Origin of the sequence: Lactococcus termiticola, assembly GCF_003116835.1 — a bacterium.
Taxonomy (GTDB): Bacteria; Bacillota; Bacilli; order Lactobacillales; family Streptococcaceae; genus Lactococcus; species Lactococcus termiticola.
On the sequence record NZ_BFFO01000003.1, the window covers coordinates 13,824 to 34,003 of the forward strand.

A 20,180-nucleotide genomic window follows, 5' to 3' on the forward strand; every position below is an offset into this window, starting at 1 on the left:
AGACAGATTAGCAAACCCAATAACTGAGGGGCTTCTGGCCTTTGTGTTATAATTTATGAAGTAAATACCATGACTTATATAGAAAAAACACTCCAACTTAACGACCCCCTCAACTTTTGGCAGGCCTTTGACCAGAGCGATGACCGCTTTTTTTGGTATGGCCAAGGGAAAATCATCATCGGAGCTGGGATCAGCGATGAGCCGGATGCTCCCTACCGCTTTTACTGGCAGGACTTTTTTGACTCAGAGAAAAAAGAGCTGCTCAGCTTCAAGCATTACTTTGTCATGACTGAAGGCCGTCAGAGCTACTATTACAGTGGCAAAGCCGTCGAGATTTTAGAGCAAGAAATCCCCCTCAAACAGCATGACATCGCTGAAGAAGTCAGCGACTATGCCAGCTGGCAGAGGCTTTTTGACCGGATCATGACGGCCATCCAGTCCGGCCAGGCAGAGAAGATTGTAGCCTCAAGACAGCTGTCCTACACGAGTCCTGAGGACTTTGACATTCCTTCGATTCTTAAAAAATTGATGCTTTCTAATCCTGAGAATTTCGTCTTTGCCTTTGACAATGGTAGCGAAACCTTCCTCGGAGCCTCCCCTGAAATCCTCGTCCAAAAAGAAAATTCAGCCATCCTAAGCTACGCCCTCGCAGGCACGGCCTCAAAAGCGAGCGACCCCGACGGCCAAATGCTCCTTGCCGACCCTAAGAACAAGGCTGAACACGCCATTGTCGTCAAAAAAATCAGAGACAAGATGCAGGCAAAGGCCCAGCAGGTCAGCACGAGTGAGCTCCATCTGATGTCGCTTAAAAACGTCTTTCATCTGAGGACACTGATTCAAGCCGAGGATGACGCCACTAGCAGTCTGACCGACTGGGCCAGCTTCCTCCACCCTACGCCTGCCCTGGGCGGAGAGCCGTCTGACGTCGCCCTGAAGCTCCTAAAAGAGCATGAGGGCTATGAGCGTGGCCACTATGCGGCCCCGCTTGGCGTCCTTGATTCTGAGGGCAACGGCACCATCATCGTCGGCATTCGCTCGGCGACGATCAAAGACAATCAGCTCACTGCCTACGCAGGCTGTGGCCTTGTCGCCGGCAGTGATTGCCAGGCTGAATTTGATGAAACACAAGTCAAACTAAAAACCATATTAGAGGCGCTATAAATGAACAATAATTATCTGGCCACACTGGTCGATGAATTTTACCAGCTCGGCATCCGTGACGTGGTCGTGAGTCCTGGCTCTAGGTCTACGTCGCTGGCCATGCTCTTTGAAGAATACGGCAAATTTTCAACCTATGTCGACATTGACGAGCGCTCTGCCGGCTTTTTCGCCCTGGGTACCGCCAAGGCCAGCAAGAAGCCTGTCGTCCTCATCTGTACTTCTGGTTCGGCTGGGGCCCACTATTATCCAGCCGTGACTGAAGCCTGGCATAGCCGAGTGCCCCTGATTATCCTGACAGCTGACAGGCCCTATGACCTCCAGTTTGTCGGGGCCCCTCAGACCATGGACCAGACCCGGCTTTTTGGCGATTTTGTCAATCATTTCGAGAATATGATTAGGCCTGATGAAAAGCTCTTTTGGACCTATCCTCGCAAGGTCGCACAGCGGGCTGTTCTAAAAGGTCAGAGCCTACCCGTGCAGATTAACGTCCCCCTGAGCGAGCCTCTGGTGCCTGACCTTGACCCTGAAAACTTTGCGAAGGGCAGAAGGTCTTTTAGCTTATCAGCCGGAACAATGTCTACCGACTGGGACTTTGAGCAACTTCCTAACAAAGTCCTGATTTTAGCTGGGGCAACGACCGAGTCCGCCCAGGAAGACATTATCCGCTTTGCAGAAAAGCTCAAGGCCCCTGTCCTCGCCGATCCGCTATCCAAGCTGCGGAGCTTTGAGAGCCCTGTCCTCATCGACAGCTACGATGCCTTCTTGACCGATACAGCTTTAGCTGAACAACTCAAACCCGAGCTCATCTTTCAATTTGGCCAAATCGTCGTCTCTAAGCGGGTCCAGCAGTACATCGCCAGGCTCGACTGCGACTATGTCCAGGTCGACTATGAAAGCGACTATCGTAATCCCTCGCAGACGACGACCGAGATTGTCCAAAGTCATGTCAAGGCCTTCGTCTCAGGCTGTCAGCTTGAGCGGGAGGACAGCCAATACCTCAGCCAATGGCAGGCCGTACAGGACAAGATGCGGGCTAAGCTCGACACTGTTGCTAATGAAGCCAGCCCCTTCGAAGGCCGTTATGTCCAGCTCCTTCAAGAACTCATGCCAGCAGGCAGTCAGCTGTCCAGCTCCAACTCCATGGAAATCCGGGACCTGGACTACTTCTGGAAGGCCAGCCAAAAGCAGGTCGATATCTACTGCAACCGGGGTCTAAGCGGTATTGACGGCCTGACTTCAACCGCCCTTGGTATTTCCGCAAATGGAAAAAAGACCGTCATGCTGACCGGCGACCTCTCCTTCTTCCATGACTTGACTGGCTTGACTGTCGGAAAGACTGAAGCACTCAACCTGACCATCATCCTTTTTAACAACGACGGCGGTGGCATCTTCCACCATCTGGCCCAGCATGATGCCAAGCATTTTGACCGGCTCTTCTCGACCCCCCACGGCCTGGACTTTTCTGGTCTGGCCAAGCTGACTGGCTTGGATTATCACGAGATAAAAGATTATGAAGATTTTACCGAGCAGTTCACAGAAGCCATTACTAAAAAAGGAATTCACCTCTTAGAAATCAAAACTGATAAAGAGCACAGCCTCAATCTTCACAAGAAATACACGAGCTATGAACAATAAAATCTTTGCCCTCCACGGCTTTTCAGAGCATCCTGAGACCTGGGGAAATTTGAACTTAGAAGGCTTTGAGCTGATGGCCATCAGCCTTGAAGACATCGCCTGCCTGCCCTTGGAAGAAGCCATCAAAAGCATTCACGAACGCTTGACTCAGCTTGCTGACGGCCAGAGCTTCGGCCTGATTGGCTATTCGATGGGCGGACGCCTAGCCCTTCATTATGCGATGGAGCATCCTTTGGACTTTCTCATTTTAGAATCGGCCTCTGTCGGCATTAAAAATGAGCAGGAAAGACAGGAACGACGGGTATCCGACGAGGCCTTGGCTCAAAAGATTGAGCTCAATGGCTCTGCCTGGTTCGCTGATTTCTGGGCGGCGACTCCCATTTTTGAAAGTCAAAAAAACCTACCTCAAGAGCTTCAGGACAAGGTCTGGCAAAGTAGGGCCAGCAATGATCCTAAACGACTTGCACAGACCCTCCGCATGACTGGCCAGGGCGTCCTACCCTATCTGGGTGATACGATTTCTCAGCTGACCATGCCCCTCCTCTACCTCTCTGGCGCTCTCGACAAGAAATATACGGCCATCGGCGAGACTTATTTCCCCGAGCAACATGTCATCATCCCACAAGCTGGCCATAATATCCATCTGGAGGCCCCCAAAGCCTTTCAAGAGGCAATTCAAGCTTTTCTAAATAAAAAATCAGTCCTAATCGACTGATTTTTTATTTAGTCTGAAACCTTAATCAAAGACTTAATCGTCTTGCGTTCATCCATATCGACATAGGCCTGCTGAATCTCATCAAGGCTGTAGGCCGCTGTAAAGACACGGCCAGGATTGATTTCGCCTGACAGGACCTTCTCCAGAAGAATCTCTTCGTCCCAGCGTTTAACAGAGGCAATCCCGCCGACCAGGCCGATGTTCTTGCGGAACATCTTGTCCAGGTACTTGTTGTAGTCGACGTCGTTGGGCAGACCGACCCGGGAGACATTGGCACCGGCACGGGCGACCTGGAAGGCCGTCTCGACTGAATCCTTCATGCCGACACATTCAAGAACAGCATCCGCCCCTGAGCCATTGGTCATTTCCATCAATTTCTTGACCGCAGCTTCGCCACGCTCAGCGACAATGTCGGTCGCCCCAAATTCACGGGCCAGGGCCGCCCGGTCTTCATGCCGGCTCATAGCAATGATGCGTTTAGCCCCCAAGAGCTTGGCACCAATCACGGCACAGAGACCGACAGCCCCGTCGCCAAAGACCACAACCGTGTCGCCTGCCTTCACGCCCGCCTGTTTTGCGGCGTGAAAACCTGTTGGCATCACGTCTGATAGAGTCGTCAATGAAGCCAGCTGTTCTTCCGTATAATCGCTCGGCTGTCCAGGAATCTTGACCAGGGCACCGTCAGCGTTAATCGCCCGGTAAAACTCGGCCTGGAAGGTTCCGTGGGCATCGTCCGCATTTTCACAGCTATTTTCAAAGCCGGCAAGACAAGGCACGCAATGGCCACAACCATGTGTAAAAGGCACGATAACAAAATCGCCTGCCTTAAAGTTTTTCACATCTTCGCCGACTTCTTCTATAATCCCAATCGCCTCGTGGCCGCTGGTTGGCTCACCTGATTTTGCTTCAAAAATTCCCCGATAACGCCAGAGGTCTGAGCCACAGACACAGGCCCGGACAATCTTGATCAGGGCGTCTGTCGGCTTTTCGATTTTAGGACGCTCAATATCGACAAGTTCGACCTGCTTGGTCCCCATAAATACAGCTGATTTCATAAATTTTAATCCTCGCTTTCTTAATTATTATAACACCATGAGAAAGGTTAATGCAGACATGTTGTCTGATTATTTCATTCTCCGAAAGACCTGCTTTAAGGCCATCCGGTAAAGGCCCGGAAAGCTCCTTGCAAAGGCCACCATCATCCGGTCACGCCCTGAATGGTAATTGCGGAGCTTGGGCCGTCTTGCAGTAATTGCCTGATAGAAGTCTTCGGCCAGATTTTCAGAGGTCGCCCCCTTGCTGGTCGCCGTCGTCAACCTTGCCGTCGCCTTGATCAGGTTGCCATAAGGGCTGTCGGCCTTTAGATTTTCTTCTGCATTTTCAAAGGCGATATTGCCCCAGTTAGACGCGGTTGCTGCCGGCTGAATGATAATGCTCCGGATGCCAAAGGGGCTGACCTCGAGGTCAAGCGTGTCGCTCCATTGCTGGAGAGCCGCCTTGCTGGCATAATAATGGGCCCCGAGTGGTGTGTAGAGGTCGCCACCGACACTTGAGACATTGAGAATCCGGCCATAGCCCTGCTCCCGCATGCCTGGCAGGACCAGATTGGTCAGCTCTACAGCCCCAAAGTAATTGGTGTCAAACTGTTGCTTAGCCCGATCCAGCGGAATCTCTTCGGTCGGGCCAAATTCTCCGTAGCCAGCATTGTTGACCAGGGCATCAATATGGCCAGCATCCTCTAAAATCGCCTGGATAAAGCCCTTGTTCACAGCAGAGTCTGTGACGTCGAGCCTGACTGCGACGATATTTTCCCCGGTCGGAATCTTCTCGACCCGTCTAGCCCCGGCGTAGACCTTCCAGCCCCGCTTGGCAAAGACTTTCACGGCCTCATAGCCCATGCCATTTGACGCTCCTGTGATTGCCACTACTTTTTTATCCGTCATCCTATCTCCTCTACTGATTGCATTTTTACTACAATATTAATTGTATAAGAAGAATGAGGGATTGTCCAAAAAAATCATCCTGGATGGATGATTTCTGCCTTAATATTCTGCTAACTTGGCTTTCTCGCCCAATTCCTCTTCAATTCGCAAAAATTGATTGTATTTTTCGATCCGCTCGCCCCGGGCAAAGGAGCCCGTCTTGATTTGGCCAGCCTTCATCGCCACCGCAAAATCAGCAATGAAGCTATCGACCGTTTCACCAGAGCGGTGGGAAATCATGGTCTTGTAACCCGCCTTTCTGGCCAATTTGATGGTCTCCATCGTCTCCGTCACCGTCCCGATTTGATTGAGCTTAATTAAGATTGAATTAGCAATGCCTTTTTTAATGCCTTCTGCAAAGATGGCAGGATTGGTCACAAAAATATCATCGCCAATCAGCTGAATCTTGTCCCCCATCGCCTTGGTCTGGGCTTCAAAGCCCTCCCAGTCATGCTCTGAAAAGCCGTCTTCTATTGAGATGATCTCGGGAAATTTTTGAATCAAATCCTGATAATAGTCCAGTAGCTCTGCAGAAGTCAAGCTCTTGCCCTCAAAGTGATAGCTGGCTTTTTTGGGGTCATAAAACTCGCTCGAAGCCGGGTCGAGGGCAATCCCAATCTCGCTCCCCGCCTTATAGCCAGACATGCTAATCGCTTCAATGATAAATTCAATTGCCTCTGCTGTGCTGGCTAGTTTTGGGGCAAAACCGCCTTCGTCGCCTACGGCAGTCTCGTAGCCTTCTTCTTTGAGGAGGTCTTTCAACTTATGGTAAATATTGGCCACCTTTTCCAGGCCGTCCCGGAAGGACTTTCGCTTCAAGGGCGTAATCAAAAACTCTTGGACATCAATGCCTGAGTCGGCGTGCACGCCACCGTTGATGATATTGAAAAAGGGGAGAGGAAGCTCCAAGTCGACACCTCCAAGGTATCGGTAAAGGGGACAGCCCTGGGAGGCGGCACTCGCTCTGGCGATCGCCATAGAGACGCCCAGCATAGCATTGGCTCCCAGCTTAGACTTATTGTCCGTCCCATCGAGTTCAATCAAGCACTGGTCAATATCAGCTTGCTGAAATGCTTCTGAGCCCTCTAAAGCCGTAGCAATCACCCCATTTACATTGGCCACGGCCTTTTGGACTCCCTTTCCTCCAAGGCGTTTACCCCCATCTCTTAGCTCGACGGCTTCTCGGTCACCCCTTGAGGCACCTGAAGGCACTGCTGACCGACCAAAGCTCCCATCTGACAGCCTTACGTCGACCTCTATGGTGGGATTTCCCCGGGAATCAAAAATTTCTCTTGCAAAAATCTTTTCAATCACGATTTTTTCAGACATCACGTCCTCCTTTAGTCTTTTGACCAAACAAAAAGCACACTACAATACGCCACTTGCTGGTCAAGTGTTTTGCATTGTAGGTGCCATCAGAATCAATCGCTTGAAACAGTTTCGGGAGTGCACCATTCCCATCATTAATTCCAGTATAGACCTTTGATATTGTCCTGTCAATCTTCAGAAAGAGACTTTTCTGCCCCTCCTTATGTCTTCTAAAGATTCTAAATTTCTAAGCTTATCCATCTCCTGAAAGCCATGTTATAATTAAAAGATAGCAACTCAAAAAGGAGAACACATGACAACATTTAACTGGGTCGCTGGACCCCGCAACTATGAAGACATCAAATATGAAGTCTACAACCACATTGCCAAAATCACCATCAACCGGCCTGAGGTGCGTAATGCTTTCCGGCCAAAGACGGTCAATGAGCTGATTACAGCCTTTACGGATGCCCGTGAGGATGCTGAAGTCGGCGTGATTATCTTGACTGGTGCCAATCATGGTCAAGGCGAAGAAAAAGAGGCCTTCTGCTCTGGCGGTGACCAAAAGGTTCGTGGAAATGGTGGTTATGTCGGTGAAGATAACATTCCCCGCTTGAACGTCCTTGACCTGCAACACCTGATTCGTATCATTCCAAAGCCTGTTATTGCGATGGTTAACGGCTTTGCCATCGGTGGTGGACACGTTCTCCACATCGTCTGTGACCTTTCTATTGCTTCTGAAAATGCCCGCTTTGGACAAACAGGTCCTCGTGTTGGTTCATTTGATGCGGGTTACGGTGCTGGCTTGCTCGCTGCTATGGTTGGCCAGAAAAAGGCTCGTGAAATCTGGTTCCTCTGCCGTCAATACACGGCTCAAGAAGCCCTAGATATGGGCATGGTTAATACGGTTGTGCCATTTGACCAGCTCGAAGCAGAGACCGTGAAGTGGGCAGAAGAGATGCTGGCCCTCTCGCCAATGGCTCTCCGCATGCTCAAGGCCTCATTTAATGCCGCAACAGACGGCTTAGCCGGCCTCCAGCAATTTGCCGGCGATGCAACGCTTCTCTACTATACTTCAGATGAAGCCAAGGAAGGCCGCGATGCCTTTGTTGAAAAACGCAAACCTGACTTTGACAAATTCCCTAAATTCCCATAATAGCTCATGAAATGGTTAAAAGAACAGGCGATTAAAAAGCCTGAAAAATTATTCTTAAATGATCTGACCTTTCGACAAGTCATGGTCCAGGTCGTGACTCGTGCCGCCCAGCTCCAAGACATCGCTGAGCCCCGTGTCGCCCTCAAGGCAGAAAATAAGCTGAGCAGCCTGCTCAGTCTTTTTGCCTTGCTGGCCCTGGGCAAAGAAGTCCTCATGCTCAACCAAAGGCTGACAGAGGGCGAAATCGCTGAACAGACGGCAAGTCTTGGCATCAGTCAAATCATTGACCCTGATAATCTCCCCCCTGTCATGCCTGAGCGCACACCAGACCTCAACTGGGAGCCGGCTGACGACAAGATTGCCATCCTCATGAATACCTCAGCCACGACCGGGAAATTTAAGACCGTGCCGATTACTTGGGGGATGATTTCTGCCCAGGTCGCCATGTCTGCCGAGCGAATCGGTGTCGAAGTCGATGACAACTGGCTGGTCGTCCTGCCCATTTTCCATGTCAGTGGCCTGTCAATAATCATGCGGAGCCTCTACAACGGTACTCGGGCGACGATTTTGCCTGCCTTTAATGAAGAAGAGATTCTCAGCCTAGTTGAAAATGAGGCGGTCAATATGATGTCGCTGGTGCCAACCCAGCTCAAGCGGATGATTGACCGGCTCGAACGGCATCGGCTGCGGATGATTTTGCTGGGTGGAGAATACATTCCCCAAAGCCTGATCACGACGGCTCTTGAGAAGCAACTTCCTATATATAAGACCTACGGCATGACCGAGACCTTTTCTCAGTCTGTGACCTTTAACATCCTCGATGCCCCTGAGAAGGCCGAGAGTGTGGGCCGGCCTCTTCCTGGAGTGACGCTAGAGATTCGAAAGAAAGACGCTGACGGCATCGGCGAGGTCTGGCTTTCATCGCCTGCCCTCATGGCTGGCTATCTGGACCGGGAGCCTATCGGTGACTTTCTTGAGACCGGCGACATCGGCTATCTGGACGCTGACGACTACCTGCATATCTTGAACCGCCGGACCGACATCATCATTTCTGGCGGAGAAAACATTTACCCCAAGGAAATCGAAGACCTGCTCTATCAACTCCCCGGTGTCCGTGAGTGTGCCGTCGTCCCACAAGCTAATGAGCAGTGGGGCCAGGTCCCCGTCCTCTATGTTGCGACGGACTACCGGGCGGTCGAGCTCAATCTCTTTATGAAGGAGCATCTGGCCAGCTACAAGCTCCCCAAGGCCATCATTATCATGGATAGCCTGCCGAAAAATACTTCAGGTAAGATTTTAAGAAAAGAGTTACTCTCATGAAAATCAGCCTTTACCATATCCAGTTGCCGATGAAGTTTGACTTTAAGACGGCTAAGAGCGAAATTAAAAAGCGGGAATCTATTATTATCTGGGCTGAAGAGGACGGCCTTGTTGGTTGTGGTGAATGTGTGGCCTTTACGACTCCTTTTTATACGGCTGAAACCCTAGACTCTGCCTGGAATGTGCTTTGTCAGGACTATATTCCGAAAGTCTTGCGACTTTCTCATTTTAATGAAAGCAGTCGGCTTCAAGACCTGCTTGGCTCGGCCTCACCCATGGCTTTGGCTGGTCTTGAAAACGCCCTGCTTGACTTGCTTTATAAGAAAAAGGGTGAAAACCTCATTGCTGGCTACTTTGGCGAAACTCCGGCCGAGCAGATTAGTCAGGGTAGTGTCCTGGGCGAAATGCCTTTAGAGGAGCTCGACGAGGCCATTTCCAAGCTTGCAAACAGCGGCGTTCATCGTATCAAGCTCAAAATCAGCCCTGAGACAGATATTGCCAGCCTTGGCGAGATTCTTAAAAACTATCCCCAACTTGATTTTCTCGCAGATGCCAACCAATCTTTCCAGGACTGGAAAAAACTTGAAAGTCTTGACCAGCTTGGTCTTCACTGCATTGAAGAGCCACTGGCCAATCCAGCAGACTACTCGATGCTCAAACTCCAGACCCCCATCTGCTTTGACGAATCCGTCCAGAGTCTCGAGGACATCAAGGCGATGCAACAGCTGGTCGCAAGGCCCTGGCTCAACATCAAGATTGGTCGTCTGGGCGGTCTTTATCAGACCCGAGAAATCATCCGCTATTGCCGGCAGGAGGGCCTCCCCTTCTGGATTGGCTCTATGGTCGAGACCGGAATTTCTAAAATCCTCCATGCCGGTCTGTCTGGCCTAGCAGGCAACGTCATGCCAGGTGACCTGTCTGCCTCCAAGCATTATTTTGAAGCAGACCTCATTGAGCCTGACCTTCATTTTGAAGAAGGCAAAATGAGCCTGCCTAAGGGACCCGGCATTGGTGTCTCTGTTAATGAAGGACTCCTCGAGCAAGTCACTATCCGAAAGGAGCAATTCAGCAATGAACCTCATTGAAAGCCTAAACCTCAAACTCGTCAACCTGACCAGCAGCGGCTTTGAAGCCAGCATGACCCTCAGCGACTTCCACGCCCAACCTCAAGGCTACCTGAACGGCGGGGCAACCCTCGCCAGCGCTGAAATCCTGGCTGGCATGGCCAGCAATCAAATCACTGACGACCAGCATTTCGCCGTAGGCCAAGCCATCTCCGGCAACCACCTCCGACCAACGAAGGCCGAGGGGAGCCTCAAGATTATCGGCGAGCTCCTATTGAGCGGTAAGACCAGCCATGTCTGGGAAATCCGCTTTATGAAGGAGGAAAAGCTTATCTCGGTAGTACGGGTGACCAATGCACTTGTAGAAATCTAAGAGCTGGCATGCCTTTTCAGAAATTCTGAAAAACACTGTGAAAAAGGCAAGTCGGAAGACCAAAGCACTTCCAACTTAGCAATGAAAGCGAAGCTTTGCTCGCGGGCCCTACAGTACTTTTTAGAATTTCCGGAAGGCAACAGACCTTATAAACAAAAAAGGACTGCCAACACAGCCCTTTTTTCATTCTATAAATCTTCGTCTTTTCTCCGGAAGAAATCAATCACAATTCTTAAAGCCAGCATCAAAAGAATCAAGACGATAAGGCCGTAAAGAATCAAGCTAAAGATTTTCATATTTCCTCCTAAACGTTGAATTAATAGTTATTTTGATGAAGCTCTCGGTTTGAGCTCGGTGCTAGTTTTAGTTTTTTTAGCATACTGCTGAACCAGAACAAATGTCCACCGGACAGGTTTACTTTTACTTCTCTTAAGGCTCTAGGCTCTTAGACAGTGCTAGAGATAGGCCTTCTCTTTTCCAGATTACTGGCTTCTGCCAGCATGCTTTGAGAACAGAACAAATGTCCACTGGACATTTGTTTACACAAAAAGGCACATAAGTCCCAGGCTTAGTGCTGCTACCGTCAGGTCCTGACACGCTTCACAAGTGACTTATTGCCCGAAGACTATTATAACATATTTCATTTTTTTCTGCGAGCACTAAAGAAGTCCTGCATGATGGCGGCACAGTCGGCTTCTAAAATGCCGTGTTCGACCTGGACCCGGTGGTTGAGCCGTTCATCCTCCAGAATCTGGTAGAGGCTCTTGACCGCCCCAAACTTGGGATTGGTCGCCCCAAAATAGACCTCTGGAATCCTGGCCAGGCCGATGGCCCCTGCACACATGACACAGGGCTCAATCGTCACAAAGAGGGCACAATCAAGGAGACGCCAGTTGCCGATGACCCGGTTGGCCTCCTCAATCGCCGTAATTTCTGCGTGGTGGATGGCTTGCTTATCAATTTCCCTGCGATTATAGCCCCGGGCGATGATTTCGCCGTCCTTGACGATGACGGCCCCGATTGGGACCTCTTCATTATCCCCCGCCTTTTTGGCTTCCTGCATGGCCTCCCGCATGAAAAATTCTTTTTCTTCTTGGCTAAACATCAGAGCACCCACTTCTTATGGGGGCTAGCCAGCTCAACAGGGAGCTGCCCTGCCAACTCCTGGGCCTCCTGCGTCAGCAAGTCAAGGTCGCCCACTTGTGGTAAATGGGTCAAGACCAGCTTTTTCACGCCCGCTTGACGAGCGATTTCCCCTGCCTCAGCAGAAGAGAGGTGATTTGGCATTTTTGCCTTGTCTTTGAAGAAATAGACGTCGGCTAGGAAGAGGTCGGCTTCTGCCGCAAAGTCTGCCAGACCGTCAAAAAATCCCGTATCTCCCGTGAAAACCAGGATCTTGCCCGTCGTCCTCTCCTCAATCCGCATGGCGTAATTCAGGACAGGATGGACGGTCTCCAAAAAGCGGATATCAAAAGGCCCGATGCTCATGCCATGATCAACATCATAGGCTCGCCCTTCAGAAACGCCGTCGAGGCTCAATTTATTAAATTCATAGACATTTTTATCATGTCCATAAATCGGCAAGAGGCCTGGACGGACCGCCTGCAACTGTCGGTACTGCCTGAGGGCACCCAGGTCAGCAATATGGTCTTCATGATAATGACTGAGAATCACAGCATCCAAGTCATTTGGCGACAGCTCATGCTCGAGCTCAGTCACCGCCCGGCTCCCGCAGTCCAGCAGGAGATTAAAGCCGTCCTCTGACTGCACTAAATAACTGGTCGTCCCCGCATCCCGGGTAGGATAGCCCCCCCAGACGCCTAAAGCTGTGACTTTCATGCCTTTTCCTCGCTTCTATTTTAACTTCCTTTAATTATATCAAAAAAACAGGTGCTTTGACCTGTTATTCTGCTAATGAGGTCCGTTGCGTTCCGGAAAGCTGGCAAAGCATAGTGAGGCCATCTTCGTGGCTACGCCACTACGCTCTCCACGCTCGCTAAGTCGCTAAAGCGAGTAGTCGCATGGGGACAGCGAAGCCTTCGGCTTCCATGTCTAAATCTGGAGCCCTGAAGGTCTCCAGATTCGCCTTATTTCACTATGCTTTGCCAGCTTTCCTCCACTTCACTCGGGCCTATTTTTCTGGCTTCCTTGACTATAAAACCAAACTCATTTCCAAATCTGATCCACCATCTTCTTAATATGAGCCAGCTTCGCCCATTCTTCCTCCTCGCTCAGGTCGTTGCCTTCTTCGGTCGAGGCAAATCCACACTGGGTCGAGAGGGCGAGATTTTCTAGGGGAACGAGGGCTGCGGCCTCATGGAGTCGGCTCAGGATGGCCCGCTCTGGCTCGAGGGCGGCAAACTTGGAAGTAAAGACACCGAGAACAATCAAGACATCCTTACGGCCATTCCAAATCTCAGCAAGGGGGCCGAAGTCGCCACTTCTGGCATCGTCGTATTCGAGGAAGAAGCTGTCATAGTTGAGCTGGCCCAGGTATTTAGCCACTGGGGCATAAGAGCCCTCAAAGAGGTAGGTTGACTTAAAATTCCCCCGACAGATATGGGTCGTCACACGGAGGTCTGTCGGCAAGTCCTCAAGGACCTTGTTAATCAAATATACCGCATCTTCCGCCTGCTTTTCATAAGGGCTCTTATCCTCCTCGGTCGTCAGGCGGGCAATCAGAAAGGCCCAGGTCGTGTCATCGAGCTGGATATAGCGGGCCCCCAACTCATAAAACTTGAGGAGGCTGTCATGATAGGCCGTGGCCAGTGCATCCAGATAATCCCTCCAGCTCTCATAAAAGTCGCTGTAGGCATCGCTCCGGCCATCTCTCAGAAACATGGTCGGCGAAGGAATCGTGACTTTAGCTTCAATGCCTTCTGGCGTGATGGACTTGAGATAGAGAAAGTCCGCAAAAAAAGGATGGACACTGTTGACAGCGACCTTGCCGGTCAGGCGGACATTGGTCGCCCGGGTCTGCTGGCCGTGAAACTGATAGGTCGAAGCTTCCTGTTCATAGCTCTCGACACCGGTCAGGCCAGCCATAAAATCCAGATGCCACCAGGAACGGTTAAACTCGCCGTCAGTCACAGCCTGGAGGCCAATTTCAGCTTCCTTATCGACCAAGGCCTTGATTTCTGCTTCTTGGACGGCCTTCAGGTCTACAGCCGTGATCTTGCCTGCTGCAAAGTCAGCTCTGGCCTTCTTGAGCCGGTCAGTCCGTAGGTATGAGCCCACATGATCAAAATGATAATGTTTTATCGCCATAATAATTTCCTCACAATCTTAGTTTTATTTTACAGCTTTCATGGCCTTTGCAACTTATTTTTTTCCGATGTCCGGCTTAGGATTTTTTTATGCCGGCTTTCAAAAAAACAGCCCTGGGCCAGTCAGCCGGCCAGCCTGTGTTATAATTAGATTATGACAACTTCAGCAGATATAAAAGAAAGGATGCGAATCGCCATTATCCTGGCCTTAAACGCTGGCTTTATGGATGGCTTTTCCTTCTTCCACTTTGAAAATCGCTTTATCGGAGCCCAGTCTGGAAATTTAATCCAGGCTGCCCTCGAGCTGGCAAAAGGAAATATTGCCCTCTTTCTTAATTTTATCATCCCCATCTTCTTCTTTATTGCTGGGGTCGTGACCCGGGGCCTCTATTCTCATTATCTGGCCGACCACCATCGCTTTGATGCCCTCTATCTCCTGGTCCTCCAGTGGCTCGGCGTGACCATCACTGCACTAAGCTATGCTCTGGGCCTCCGTCTTCCGGTTTCCTTATACGTCGGGATTTTCTCCTTCTTTATGGCCATCCAGTACGATACTTTTACCAAGACCCACGGCCGGGCCTATGCTTCGATTTTCATGACTGGAAATCTCCGCTCGATGTCGGTCAATATCGCCCAGTATTTTTTGACCAAAAATAAAGAGAATCTCCATGCCGTCTGGACCTACCTGAGCTTAGCGACCAGCTTCTTTGTCGGGGCCTTCGTCTCCGTCTTTGCCCTCAAGGCCTTTGACAACTGGACCATGCTGGGCTCTAGCCTGCTCCTCGGTATCGTTGTCCTGATTGCCCGTTTTGAAAGGAATTAATATGACCACCCAAGAACTCATCGCAAAACTCCAAGAAATGCCCATGGAGGCCAATGTTAAAATCATCCAAGAAGACCTGTCCGGAGAGCGTTTTTTCGACCTTGAGACCGTCGAGAGCATGACCCGGCTCTTGATGACCACTGAGGGCATCGAGAAGGTGGAGACCGTGATTATTGGGATTTAGCCCGGTCTTATAAAGAAAAAAGCCTGCTGGATTGGCGGGCTTTTTCTCTCTTTTATTGGGGACTGGACGCTTTGAGCTGATCCATAAAAAGGCTACTGAAAAAGTCAGACAGGGGCTTTGTTGTCCAGGATTTTAATGAGTTCTAACAGCTCCTGGATATTTTCTCTACCCCGGCTTGAACTTTCAAAATGGTAAATGTAGCTGCCCTCTGCCAAGATTTGGAAGGCTGTGATAAAAAAATCCCTTTCTCTTTCCAGTTTTGAGCAATCCTCCAAAATCTCCCTGGCCGCCTTTTTGATGAGGAAAGCTTCGCTTTCCCTATCCATAACCTTTTTTGCAGAAATATGGGCTTCAAAGTGACCTAAGTCACTTTGAAGCCTCAGATTAAATGAGGAAAGCTTCGCTTTCAATATCCACAACCTTTTTTGCAGGAATCTGGACTCCAAAGTGACCTAAGTCACTTTGAAGCCTCAGATTACTAGCAAAAAAGCCCCCATCACAAGGCTTTTTCGTTTATTAAAAGAGGAAGAAATGTTGAAGCAAGGCTAGTCAGGCCCTGCTTGGACAGTAGTCGCACCTACTCCGGCAAGTGTCCAGATAAGATATAAAGGACGGCAAAAATCATCAGGATGATCAGCGTGAGTAAGCCGGGTAAAAATAAGAGACTATAGAGCCGGTCAAAGAACTTCGCCGGTGTTCGATGATGCTCAAATAGCGGTTTACTCATTCTTTTGCCCTCCTTTCTATTTTATCTACCCTTACATAATAACAAAAAAATGAGAGCAATGCAAAATATATGGCAAGACTCTCATTTTTAATTCATTTTTCTTTTTTAGAAACAGCTTTAACTCCCATTACAGCAGGATTCCATTTCTAATCTGCAGCCAATGCATCAATGGTATTGAGCTTAGCAGCACGGCCTGCAGGGGCGAGGCTGGCCAGGAGGGCAATGATAATCGCAATGACAATCGCGAAAATGACTTGCCCCAGCTGGATCTGGACGATATTACCACCAACCAGAGAATGAAGGCCTGCGTTAATCGCCGCCTGGCCGAGGAAGGCCAGTACAATCCCAATGACGGCTGCCACCAGGCCAAGAATCACGCTCTCAGAAGTAAAGAGGCGACGGATGTCCTTACGGCGGGCCCCAAGGGCACGGAGGACACCGATTTCCTTGGTCCGCTCAGCCACTGACATATAGGTCGTGACCACAATCATAAAGATGGAAACAATCAGGCTGATGCCGGCAATAGAGGCCAGCACCGCCGCTACGATACTGGTAATATTATTGATGGTATCCAGAATCGCACCAACACCCTGGGTCACATAGACCTTCTGGCCATTTTCTTTGATGCCAGCAATATCATCCATGACCTGCTTGACATTGTGACTGCTGTTGACCGTGACCATGACCCGATTCGGCGTGGTAGATACGCCATTTTCTTCAAAGATTGATTTTAAGGTATCGTAAGAAGGTACCAGGGTGGGCACGCCAGGCACGGCCTGTAGGACACCAGAAATCTTGAGCTTGACCGTTGCCTGTTTGATGCCTGTCGGGCTCTGGAGGTTCAGATGGAGCTGGACTTCCTTGCCAATCACCGACTTCCAGTCCTTATTTTCAAAGGCCTTGGCATCGAGACTCTCCACCAGGCTTTCCTGGATGACGACTTCATTTTTGCCTGGCTTTTGACCAGCATCAAGACTGGATTCTTGGAGAATCGGATTCCAGCTCATCATGCTCTGGGCACGGCCTGTGTTTTCACCCAGCTGGATCTGGCTTGGGCTGGCATTGACAAGGACAGGGTCGACGGCCTCGACATTGTCAATGGCCTTGAGCTGGCTGATATTAGCTGATGAGAGCTCAGAGCCGGCCGGATTGGTCGCAGCATTTTGCTCAGCGGTCTGGAGGGCCTGCTGGTCATTGGCGGATTGATTATTGTCCCCCCGCTTCATGACAGACATGACATTAGGATTGGCTACACTGGTGACCTGGTCGTTCATGTACTTGGTCGCACCAGTCCCAAGACCCAGGAAGAAGATGACGGAAAAGAGACCAATCGCTGTCCCGATAGCAATCAGGAGGTTCATCTTCCAGCTGTTGCTAAAGTGCTGAAAGGCGGTCCGGCTGGTCGCAGAAAAGCTCAGTGCCTTGGTGGCAAAGTTTTTTTCGACATTTTCGAGCGGATAGGCAGGCTTCAGGCGTTCGTCTTTAAGGATTTTCCCGTCTGCCAGGTGGAGAATCCGGGTCCCGTTGTCAGCGACCTCTTGTGAGTGGGTCACGACGATGACGGTCTTACCAGCCTTGGCGATGTCATTGAGCAGGGCCAGGACTTCCTTGGTATTTTGGCTGTCGAGGGCTCCTGTCGGCTCATCGGCCAGGATAATCTCAGGGTCACTGGCCAGGGCCCGGGCAATAGCGACACGTTGCTTCTGTCCGCCTGAGAGCTGGGCTGGCTTCTTCTTGCGATGGTCGTAGAGGCCGACCTGTCGGGTCAGCTCGACCGCCCGCTCATGTTGCTCTTTGGTCGAGAGGTCCGTCATCTTGAGCGAGAGGAGGATATTGTCAAGGACAGACAGGTAGTTGACCAGATTAAAAGACTGGAAGATAAAGCCAATGGTATCACGCCGGTAGGCATCCATGTGCTTTTCCGTCTTTGATTTTTGGGCCATACCGTCGATGAGGACATCGCCCTCATAGTTGCGGTCGAGACCACCGATGATATTCATCAGGGTGGATTTACCGCCACCTGATTCGCCAAGGAGGCTGACAAACTCCCCTCTTTCTACTTCCAGGTTGATCCCGTGAAGGACAGGAAATTCTTCCTTGCCAAGGAAATAAGACTTACGTATATTTTTTAATGCTAAGATTGACATGATGTCTTCTTTCTATTATTTTATCATTCTAATTATATCACGTTGTGCTTAAGCAAGCCTCAGACTAAGTTCTTAAGCGGGAATGAAAGAAGTGGCCTTAAATAAAGCCACTTCTTAATGAAAACCATTGCTCACCGCATAGATGACGAAGGCAATCCCGATGACCAGGGCGAGGACGGCAATCACACGGGTCCGCTTGACCAGGCTCTTGACCGCTTCTTCTCGCTCTGTCTCTGTCCGGGCATTGTCAAAGGCCTGTTGTTGCTTGCCCTGGCCCCGATTTTGCTCAAGGACCTGACGAATCCGCTCTTCGCCACTGGTCACCAGATAAAAGACCCCCATCGCCAGCAATATCAAACCAATAACCCAATCGAACAGCATAATTAAACATTCTTCCTTTTTAATAATATAGAATTATTATAGCACGCTCGAAGGCTTGAGACAAGGTTTTTATAAATTGACTGTAAAAATTTAGTTATTAAATTCGACTTAAAACAGGCCTAATTGACCACCTGTTCTTTGACATATTGGCCATACAAGGGATGGCTCTCAACCAGCTCAGCATGCCGTCCGGCACCTGTCACCTGGCCTTTTTCGATAAAGTAAATCTTATCAGCATCCACAATCGTAGAAAGCCTGTGGGCAATGACCAGGGTCGTCCGTCCCTTCATCAGGCTGTCCAGGGCCTTTTGGACCATGGCTTCTGACTCAGAGTCAAGACTAGCCGTCGCTTCGTCCAGCATGAGAATCTTAGGATTCCTCAAGAAGGCCCGGGCAATGGCAATCCGCTGGCGTTGACCGCCAGAGATTTTCACACCCCGCTCGCCGACTTGTGTGTCCAGTTGTTCTGGCATGTCTTCGACAAACTTCCTAGCATAGGCCAGCTCCAGGACCTGCCAGAGCTCAGCATCACTGTAGTCTCTATCTTGGAGACCATAGGTCAGATTGTCCCGGATACTGCCGGCCATGATGGCAGAATCCTGTGAGACAAAGCCAATCTGGCTCCGCCAGCTCTCTAGGCTGATGTCGTTGACGGCTTGCCCGCCGATGGTCAGTTGACCTGAGGTCGGCTGGTAAAAGCGTTCCAGCATGGCAAAGATGGTCGATTTTCCGCCACCTGAAGGGCCCGCAAAGGCAACAATCGAGTTGGCCTCAGCCTCAAAGCTGACATTTTTAAGGATTTCTTCGGAGTCGTCATAGCTAAAGCTGATGTTCTCAGCTTTCAGGGTCTTGTTTTCAATGTCGACAGTCTGGCCAGCTTCGAGCTCTTCTTGCGCTTCGCCCAGGAGCTCAGTGATTCGACCAGTCGAGCCAGAAGCCTTGGCCAGTGCTGTTGCAAAGCCTGCCAGCGTACCGATGGCCCCAATCATATTCATCAGATAAAGCATCATCCCAAGCAGGGTACCAAGCGTCATGACACCGGTCGCAATCAGGTAGACCCCGTAGGCCAAAATTCCGAAAATCAGGAGCATCATGGTCATCATCATAACAGGTTGCATCATGCCGTCAAAGATGGCCTCGCGGACACCGACCTTGTAAAGGGAAGTCACCGCCTCGCGAGCACTAGCTGTCGCCTGCTTTTCAGCGTTTGACGATTTGATCAGGCGGACCTCGCTGAGGGATTCATTGGCAATCCCTTGAAATTTACCCATGGCATCCTGACGGCTGTAGGCAATTTTCTTGCCAAAGTTCATCATGGGCATCATGATCAGAAACATGACGGGAACCGCAACCACCATGACCAGGAGGAGGCGCCACTGGAGCTGAATCATAAAGAAGATAGAGCCCAGCACTAGCAGGATTTGCGAGAAGGCCTGGGGCAGATTGGTCGCAATCAAATCCTTGACCTGCATGGTGTCGTTGGCCAGTCGAGAAGAAAGCTCACCGGTCTGCCGTTCGTCAAAATAGCTGACCCTTAAATGAATCATCTTGTCCCAGACCCGGGTCCGTAGGCTCTTGACAATCCGTTCACCAAAGATACCAAGGACAATGGCTGACAAAGCAGAGAGGCCCGCCGATAGGATATAGAGGCCGATAACTGAGGCCACCTGTCCCGCCGCCACGCCATGGGCAAAGCTATTGGCCAGGCCCGTCACCATCTTAGGGACGATCAGAGAAATCCCTGTCCCAGCAAGAGAAATCAGGATGCCCAGGACAAATAAGAGATATTTTGGCTTGGTCATCTTGATTAATTTGAGAAAATCACGCAGGCTGGTCTTATTAAAAGCCTGCTTGCCTTCGTCTAATTTGCGGTCTTCCATTGAGAAGCCCTGTTCGTTCATTCCACCTTGTGCCATGGTGTTTACTCCTTTTATCTAT

At 50.3% G+C, this 20,180-nt stretch carries 20 protein-coding genes, 1 other RNA gene and 1 riboswitch; of the genes, 9 read left to right on the top strand and 12 right to left on the bottom strand.

The features are described 5' to 3' along the window. Positions 1-69 precede the first annotated feature (69 nt). From NtB2_RS02620 to NtB2_RS02630, 3 genes are read left to right on the top strand one after another with little or no spacing between them, the layout of a single operon-like run. Positions 70-1,161, top strand: a complete 1,092-nt coding sequence (locus NtB2_RS02620; protein ID WP_109245400.1) for an isochorismate synthase — start codon at positions 70-72, stop codon at positions 1,159-1,161. After that, positions 1,162-2,796: a 2-succinyl-5-enolpyruvyl-6-hydroxy-3-cyclohexene-1-carboxylic-acid synthase gene (gene menD / locus NtB2_RS02625; protein ID WP_109245401.1), complete on the top strand. Its 1,635-nt coding sequence runs from the start codon at positions 1,162-1,164 to the stop codon at positions 2,794-2,796. Next, entirely contained in the window at positions 2,786-3,511 is a 726-nt protein-coding gene (locus NtB2_RS02630) for an alpha/beta fold hydrolase (protein WP_109245402.1), read from the top strand. Before menD ends, NtB2_RS02630 begins: the two co-directional genes overlap by 11 nt. An 8-nt stretch (positions 3,512-3,519) precedes the next feature. Here the strand turns inward: NtB2_RS02630 and NtB2_RS02635 are convergent, their stop codons facing one another. The 3 genes from NtB2_RS02635 to eno all read right to left on the bottom strand — a co-directional run bounded on the left by NtB2_RS02635 (position 3,520) and on the right by eno (position 6,822). Continuing rightward, positions 3,520-4,566 (bottom strand): zinc-dependent alcohol dehydrogenase family protein, encoded by a 1,047-nt coding sequence (locus tag NtB2_RS02635; protein WP_109245403.1) that lies wholly within the window; start codon positions 4,564-4,566, stop codon positions 3,520-3,522. 69 nt (positions 4,567-4,635) lie between these two features. Continuing rightward, complete coding sequence (locus NtB2_RS02640) at positions 4,636-5,454, bottom strand: SDR family NAD(P)-dependent oxidoreductase (RefSeq protein ID WP_109245404.1); 819 nt, start codon at positions 5,452-5,454, stop codon at positions 4,636-4,638. A 99-nt stretch (positions 5,455-5,553) separates the two neighbouring features. Further along, positions 5,554-6,822 carry a phosphopyruvate hydratase gene (gene eno / locus NtB2_RS02645; RefSeq protein WP_109245405.1) on the bottom strand — a complete coding sequence of 423 codons (1,269 nt, stop codon included), beginning with the start codon at positions 6,820-6,822 and terminating at the stop codon, positions 5,554-5,556. Positions 6,823-6,892: 70 nt separating this feature from the next. Continuing rightward, positions 6,893-6,961: riboswitch (Fluoride riboswitch) on the bottom strand. A gap of 153 nt (positions 6,962-7,114) precedes the next feature. Here eno and menB point away from each other — a divergent pair. From menB to NtB2_RS02665, 4 genes are read left to right on the top strand one after another with little or no spacing between them, the layout of a single operon-like run. Continuing rightward, positions 7,115-7,957, top strand: a complete 843-nt coding sequence (gene menB, locus NtB2_RS02650) for a 1,4-dihydroxy-2-naphthoyl-CoA synthase (protein WP_109245406.1) — start codon at positions 7,115-7,117, stop codon at positions 7,955-7,957. Positions 7,958-7,963: 6 nt separating this feature from the next. After that, a complete protein-coding gene (menE, locus tag NtB2_RS02655; protein ID WP_109245407.1) occupies positions 7,964-9,277 on the top strand; it encodes an o-succinylbenzoate--CoA ligase in 1,314 nt (437 codons plus the stop codon). Continuing rightward, positions 9,274-10,362: an o-succinylbenzoate synthase gene (menC, locus tag NtB2_RS02660; RefSeq protein WP_109245408.1), complete on the top strand. Its 1,089-nt coding sequence runs from the start codon at positions 9,274-9,276 to the stop codon at positions 10,360-10,362. Before menE ends, menC begins: the two co-directional genes overlap by 4 nt. Then, entirely contained in the window at positions 10,349-10,714 is a 366-nt protein-coding gene (locus NtB2_RS02665) for a PaaI family thioesterase (protein WP_109245409.1), read from the top strand. Before menC ends, NtB2_RS02665 begins: the two co-directional genes overlap by 14 nt. A 543-nt stretch (positions 10,715-11,257) precedes the next feature. Here NtB2_RS02665 and ffs read toward each other — a convergent pair. The 4 genes from ffs to NtB2_RS02680 form a co-directional block, all read right to left on the bottom strand. After that, an RNA gene (gene ffs / locus NtB2_RS08880) (signal recognition particle sRNA small type) lies at positions 11,258-11,338 on the bottom strand. 16 nt (positions 11,339-11,354) lie between these two features. Further along, positions 11,355-11,822, bottom strand: coding sequence for a tRNA adenosine(34) deaminase TadA (gene tadA / locus NtB2_RS02670; RefSeq protein ID WP_109245578.1), 468 nt, complete (start codon positions 11,820-11,822; stop codon positions 11,355-11,357). After that, the gene (locus NtB2_RS02675; RefSeq protein ID WP_109245410.1) at positions 11,819-12,553 is read right to left on the bottom strand and encodes an MBL fold metallo-hydrolase; all 735 of its coding nucleotides are present in this window, start codon (positions 12,551-12,553) and stop codon (positions 11,819-11,821) included. Before NtB2_RS02675 ends, tadA begins: the two co-directional genes overlap by 4 nt. 327 nt (positions 12,554-12,880) lie before the next feature. After that, on the bottom strand, positions 12,881-13,981 hold the full coding sequence (locus tag NtB2_RS02680) for a vitamin B12 independent methionine synthase (RefSeq protein ID WP_109245411.1): 1,101 nt from the start codon (positions 13,979-13,981) through the stop codon (positions 12,881-12,883). Between the two features lie 153 nt (positions 13,982-14,134). Between NtB2_RS02680 and NtB2_RS02685 the strand changes: the two genes are divergently transcribed. Together NtB2_RS02685 and NtB2_RS02690 are read left to right on the top strand one after the other, a co-directional pair. Next, positions 14,135-14,803, top strand: a complete 669-nt coding sequence (locus tag NtB2_RS02685; RefSeq protein ID WP_109245412.1) for a YoaK family protein — start codon at positions 14,135-14,137, stop codon at positions 14,801-14,803. A 1-nt stretch (position 14,804) separates the two neighbouring features. Further along, a complete protein-coding gene (locus NtB2_RS02690; protein WP_109245413.1) occupies positions 14,805-14,987 on the top strand; it encodes a hypothetical protein in 183 nt (60 codons plus the stop codon). 104 nt (positions 14,988-15,091) lie between these two features. Here the strand turns inward: NtB2_RS02690 and NtB2_RS02695 are convergent, their stop codons facing one another. The 5 genes from NtB2_RS02695 to NtB2_RS02710 all read right to left on the bottom strand — a co-directional run bounded on the left by NtB2_RS02695 (position 15,092) and on the right by NtB2_RS02710 (position 20,122). Then, on the bottom strand, positions 15,092-15,397 hold the full coding sequence (locus tag NtB2_RS02695; RefSeq protein WP_109245414.1) for a hypothetical protein: 306 nt from the start codon (positions 15,395-15,397) through the stop codon (positions 15,092-15,094). A 167-nt stretch (positions 15,398-15,564) separates the two neighbouring features. After that, complete coding sequence (locus NtB2_RS08585) at positions 15,565-15,714, bottom strand: hypothetical protein (RefSeq protein ID WP_165814940.1); 150 nt, start codon at positions 15,712-15,714, stop codon at positions 15,565-15,567. A gap of 146 nt (positions 15,715-15,860) precedes the next feature. After that, the gene (locus NtB2_RS02700) at positions 15,861-17,861 is read right to left on the bottom strand and encodes an ABC transporter ATP-binding protein/permease (RefSeq protein WP_109245415.1); all 2,001 of its coding nucleotides are present in this window, start codon (positions 17,859-17,861) and stop codon (positions 15,861-15,863) included. 114 nt (positions 17,862-17,975) lie between these two features. Continuing rightward, complete coding sequence (locus tag NtB2_RS02705) at positions 17,976-18,242, bottom strand: 6TM ABC transporter family protein (protein ID WP_109245416.1); 267 nt, start codon at positions 18,240-18,242, stop codon at positions 17,976-17,978. A 119-nt stretch (positions 18,243-18,361) separates the two neighbouring features. Then, positions 18,362-20,122: an ABC transporter ATP-binding protein gene (locus tag NtB2_RS02710; protein WP_109245579.1), complete on the bottom strand. Its 1,761-nt coding sequence runs from the start codon at positions 20,120-20,122 to the stop codon at positions 18,362-18,364. Positions 20,123-20,180 lie beyond the last annotated feature (58 nt).

What these genes read in the sequence shown, in the direction of transcription:
- eno (WP_109245405.1), bottom strand. Translation starts at nt 6,822, where the DNA reads ATGTCTGAAAAAATCGTGATTGAAAAGATTTTTGCAAGAGAAATTTTT.
- NtB2_RS02640 (WP_109245404.1), bottom strand. Translation starts at nt 5,454, where the DNA reads ATGACGGATAAAAAAGTAGTGGCAATCACAGGAGCGTCAAATGGCATG.
- menC (WP_109245408.1), top strand. Translation starts at nt 9,274, where the DNA reads ATGAAAATCAGCCTTTACCATATCCAGTTGCCGATGAAGTTTGACTTT.
- NtB2_RS02665 (WP_109245409.1), top strand. Translation starts at nt 10,349, where the DNA reads ATGAACCTCATTGAAAGCCTAAACCTCAAACTCGTCAACCTGACCAGC.
- menB (WP_109245406.1), top strand. Translation starts at nt 7,115, where the DNA reads ATGACAACATTTAACTGGGTCGCTGGACCCCGCAACTATGAAGACATC.
- NtB2_RS02710 (WP_109245579.1), bottom strand. Translation starts at nt 20,122, where the DNA reads ATGGAAGACCGCAAATTAGACGAAGGCAAGCAGGCTTTTAATAAGACC.
- NtB2_RS02680 (WP_109245411.1), bottom strand. Translation starts at nt 13,981, where the DNA reads ATGGCGATAAAACATTATCATTTTGATCATGTGGGCTCATACCTACGG.
- NtB2_RS02685 (WP_109245412.1), top strand. Translation starts at nt 14,135, where the DNA reads ATGACAACTTCAGCAGATATAAAAGAAAGGATGCGAATCGCCATTATC.
- NtB2_RS02675 (WP_109245410.1), bottom strand. Translation starts at nt 12,553, where the DNA reads ATGAAAGTCACAGCTTTAGGCGTCTGGGGGGGCTATCCTACCCGGGAT.
- NtB2_RS02700 (WP_109245415.1), bottom strand. Translation starts at nt 17,861, where the DNA reads ATGTCAATCTTAGCATTAAAAAATATACGTAAGTCTTATTTCCTTGGC.
- NtB2_RS02690 (WP_109245413.1), top strand. Translation starts at nt 14,805, where the DNA reads ATGACCACCCAAGAACTCATCGCAAAACTCCAAGAAATGCCCATGGAG.
- NtB2_RS02620 (WP_109245400.1), top strand. Translation starts at nt 70, where the DNA reads ATGACTTATATAGAAAAAACACTCCAACTTAACGACCCCCTCAACTTT.
- NtB2_RS02635 (WP_109245403.1), bottom strand. Translation starts at nt 4,566, where the DNA reads ATGAAATCAGCTGTATTTATGGGGACCAAGCAGGTCGAACTTGTCGAT.
- menE (WP_109245407.1), top strand. Translation starts at nt 7,964, where the DNA reads ATGAAATGGTTAAAAGAACAGGCGATTAAAAAGCCTGAAAAATTATTC.
- NtB2_RS02705 (WP_109245416.1), bottom strand. Translation starts at nt 18,242, where the DNA reads ATGCTGTTCGATTGGGTTATTGGTTTGATATTGCTGGCGATGGGGGTC.
- NtB2_RS08585 (WP_165814940.1), bottom strand. Translation starts at nt 15,714, where the DNA reads ATGAGTAAACCGCTATTTGAGCATCATCGAACACCGGCGAAGTTCTTT.
- NtB2_RS02630 (WP_109245402.1), top strand. Translation starts at nt 2,786, where the DNA reads ATGAACAATAAAATCTTTGCCCTCCACGGCTTTTCAGAGCATCCTGAG.
- menD (WP_109245401.1), top strand. Translation starts at nt 1,162, where the DNA reads ATGAACAATAATTATCTGGCCACACTGGTCGATGAATTTTACCAGCTC.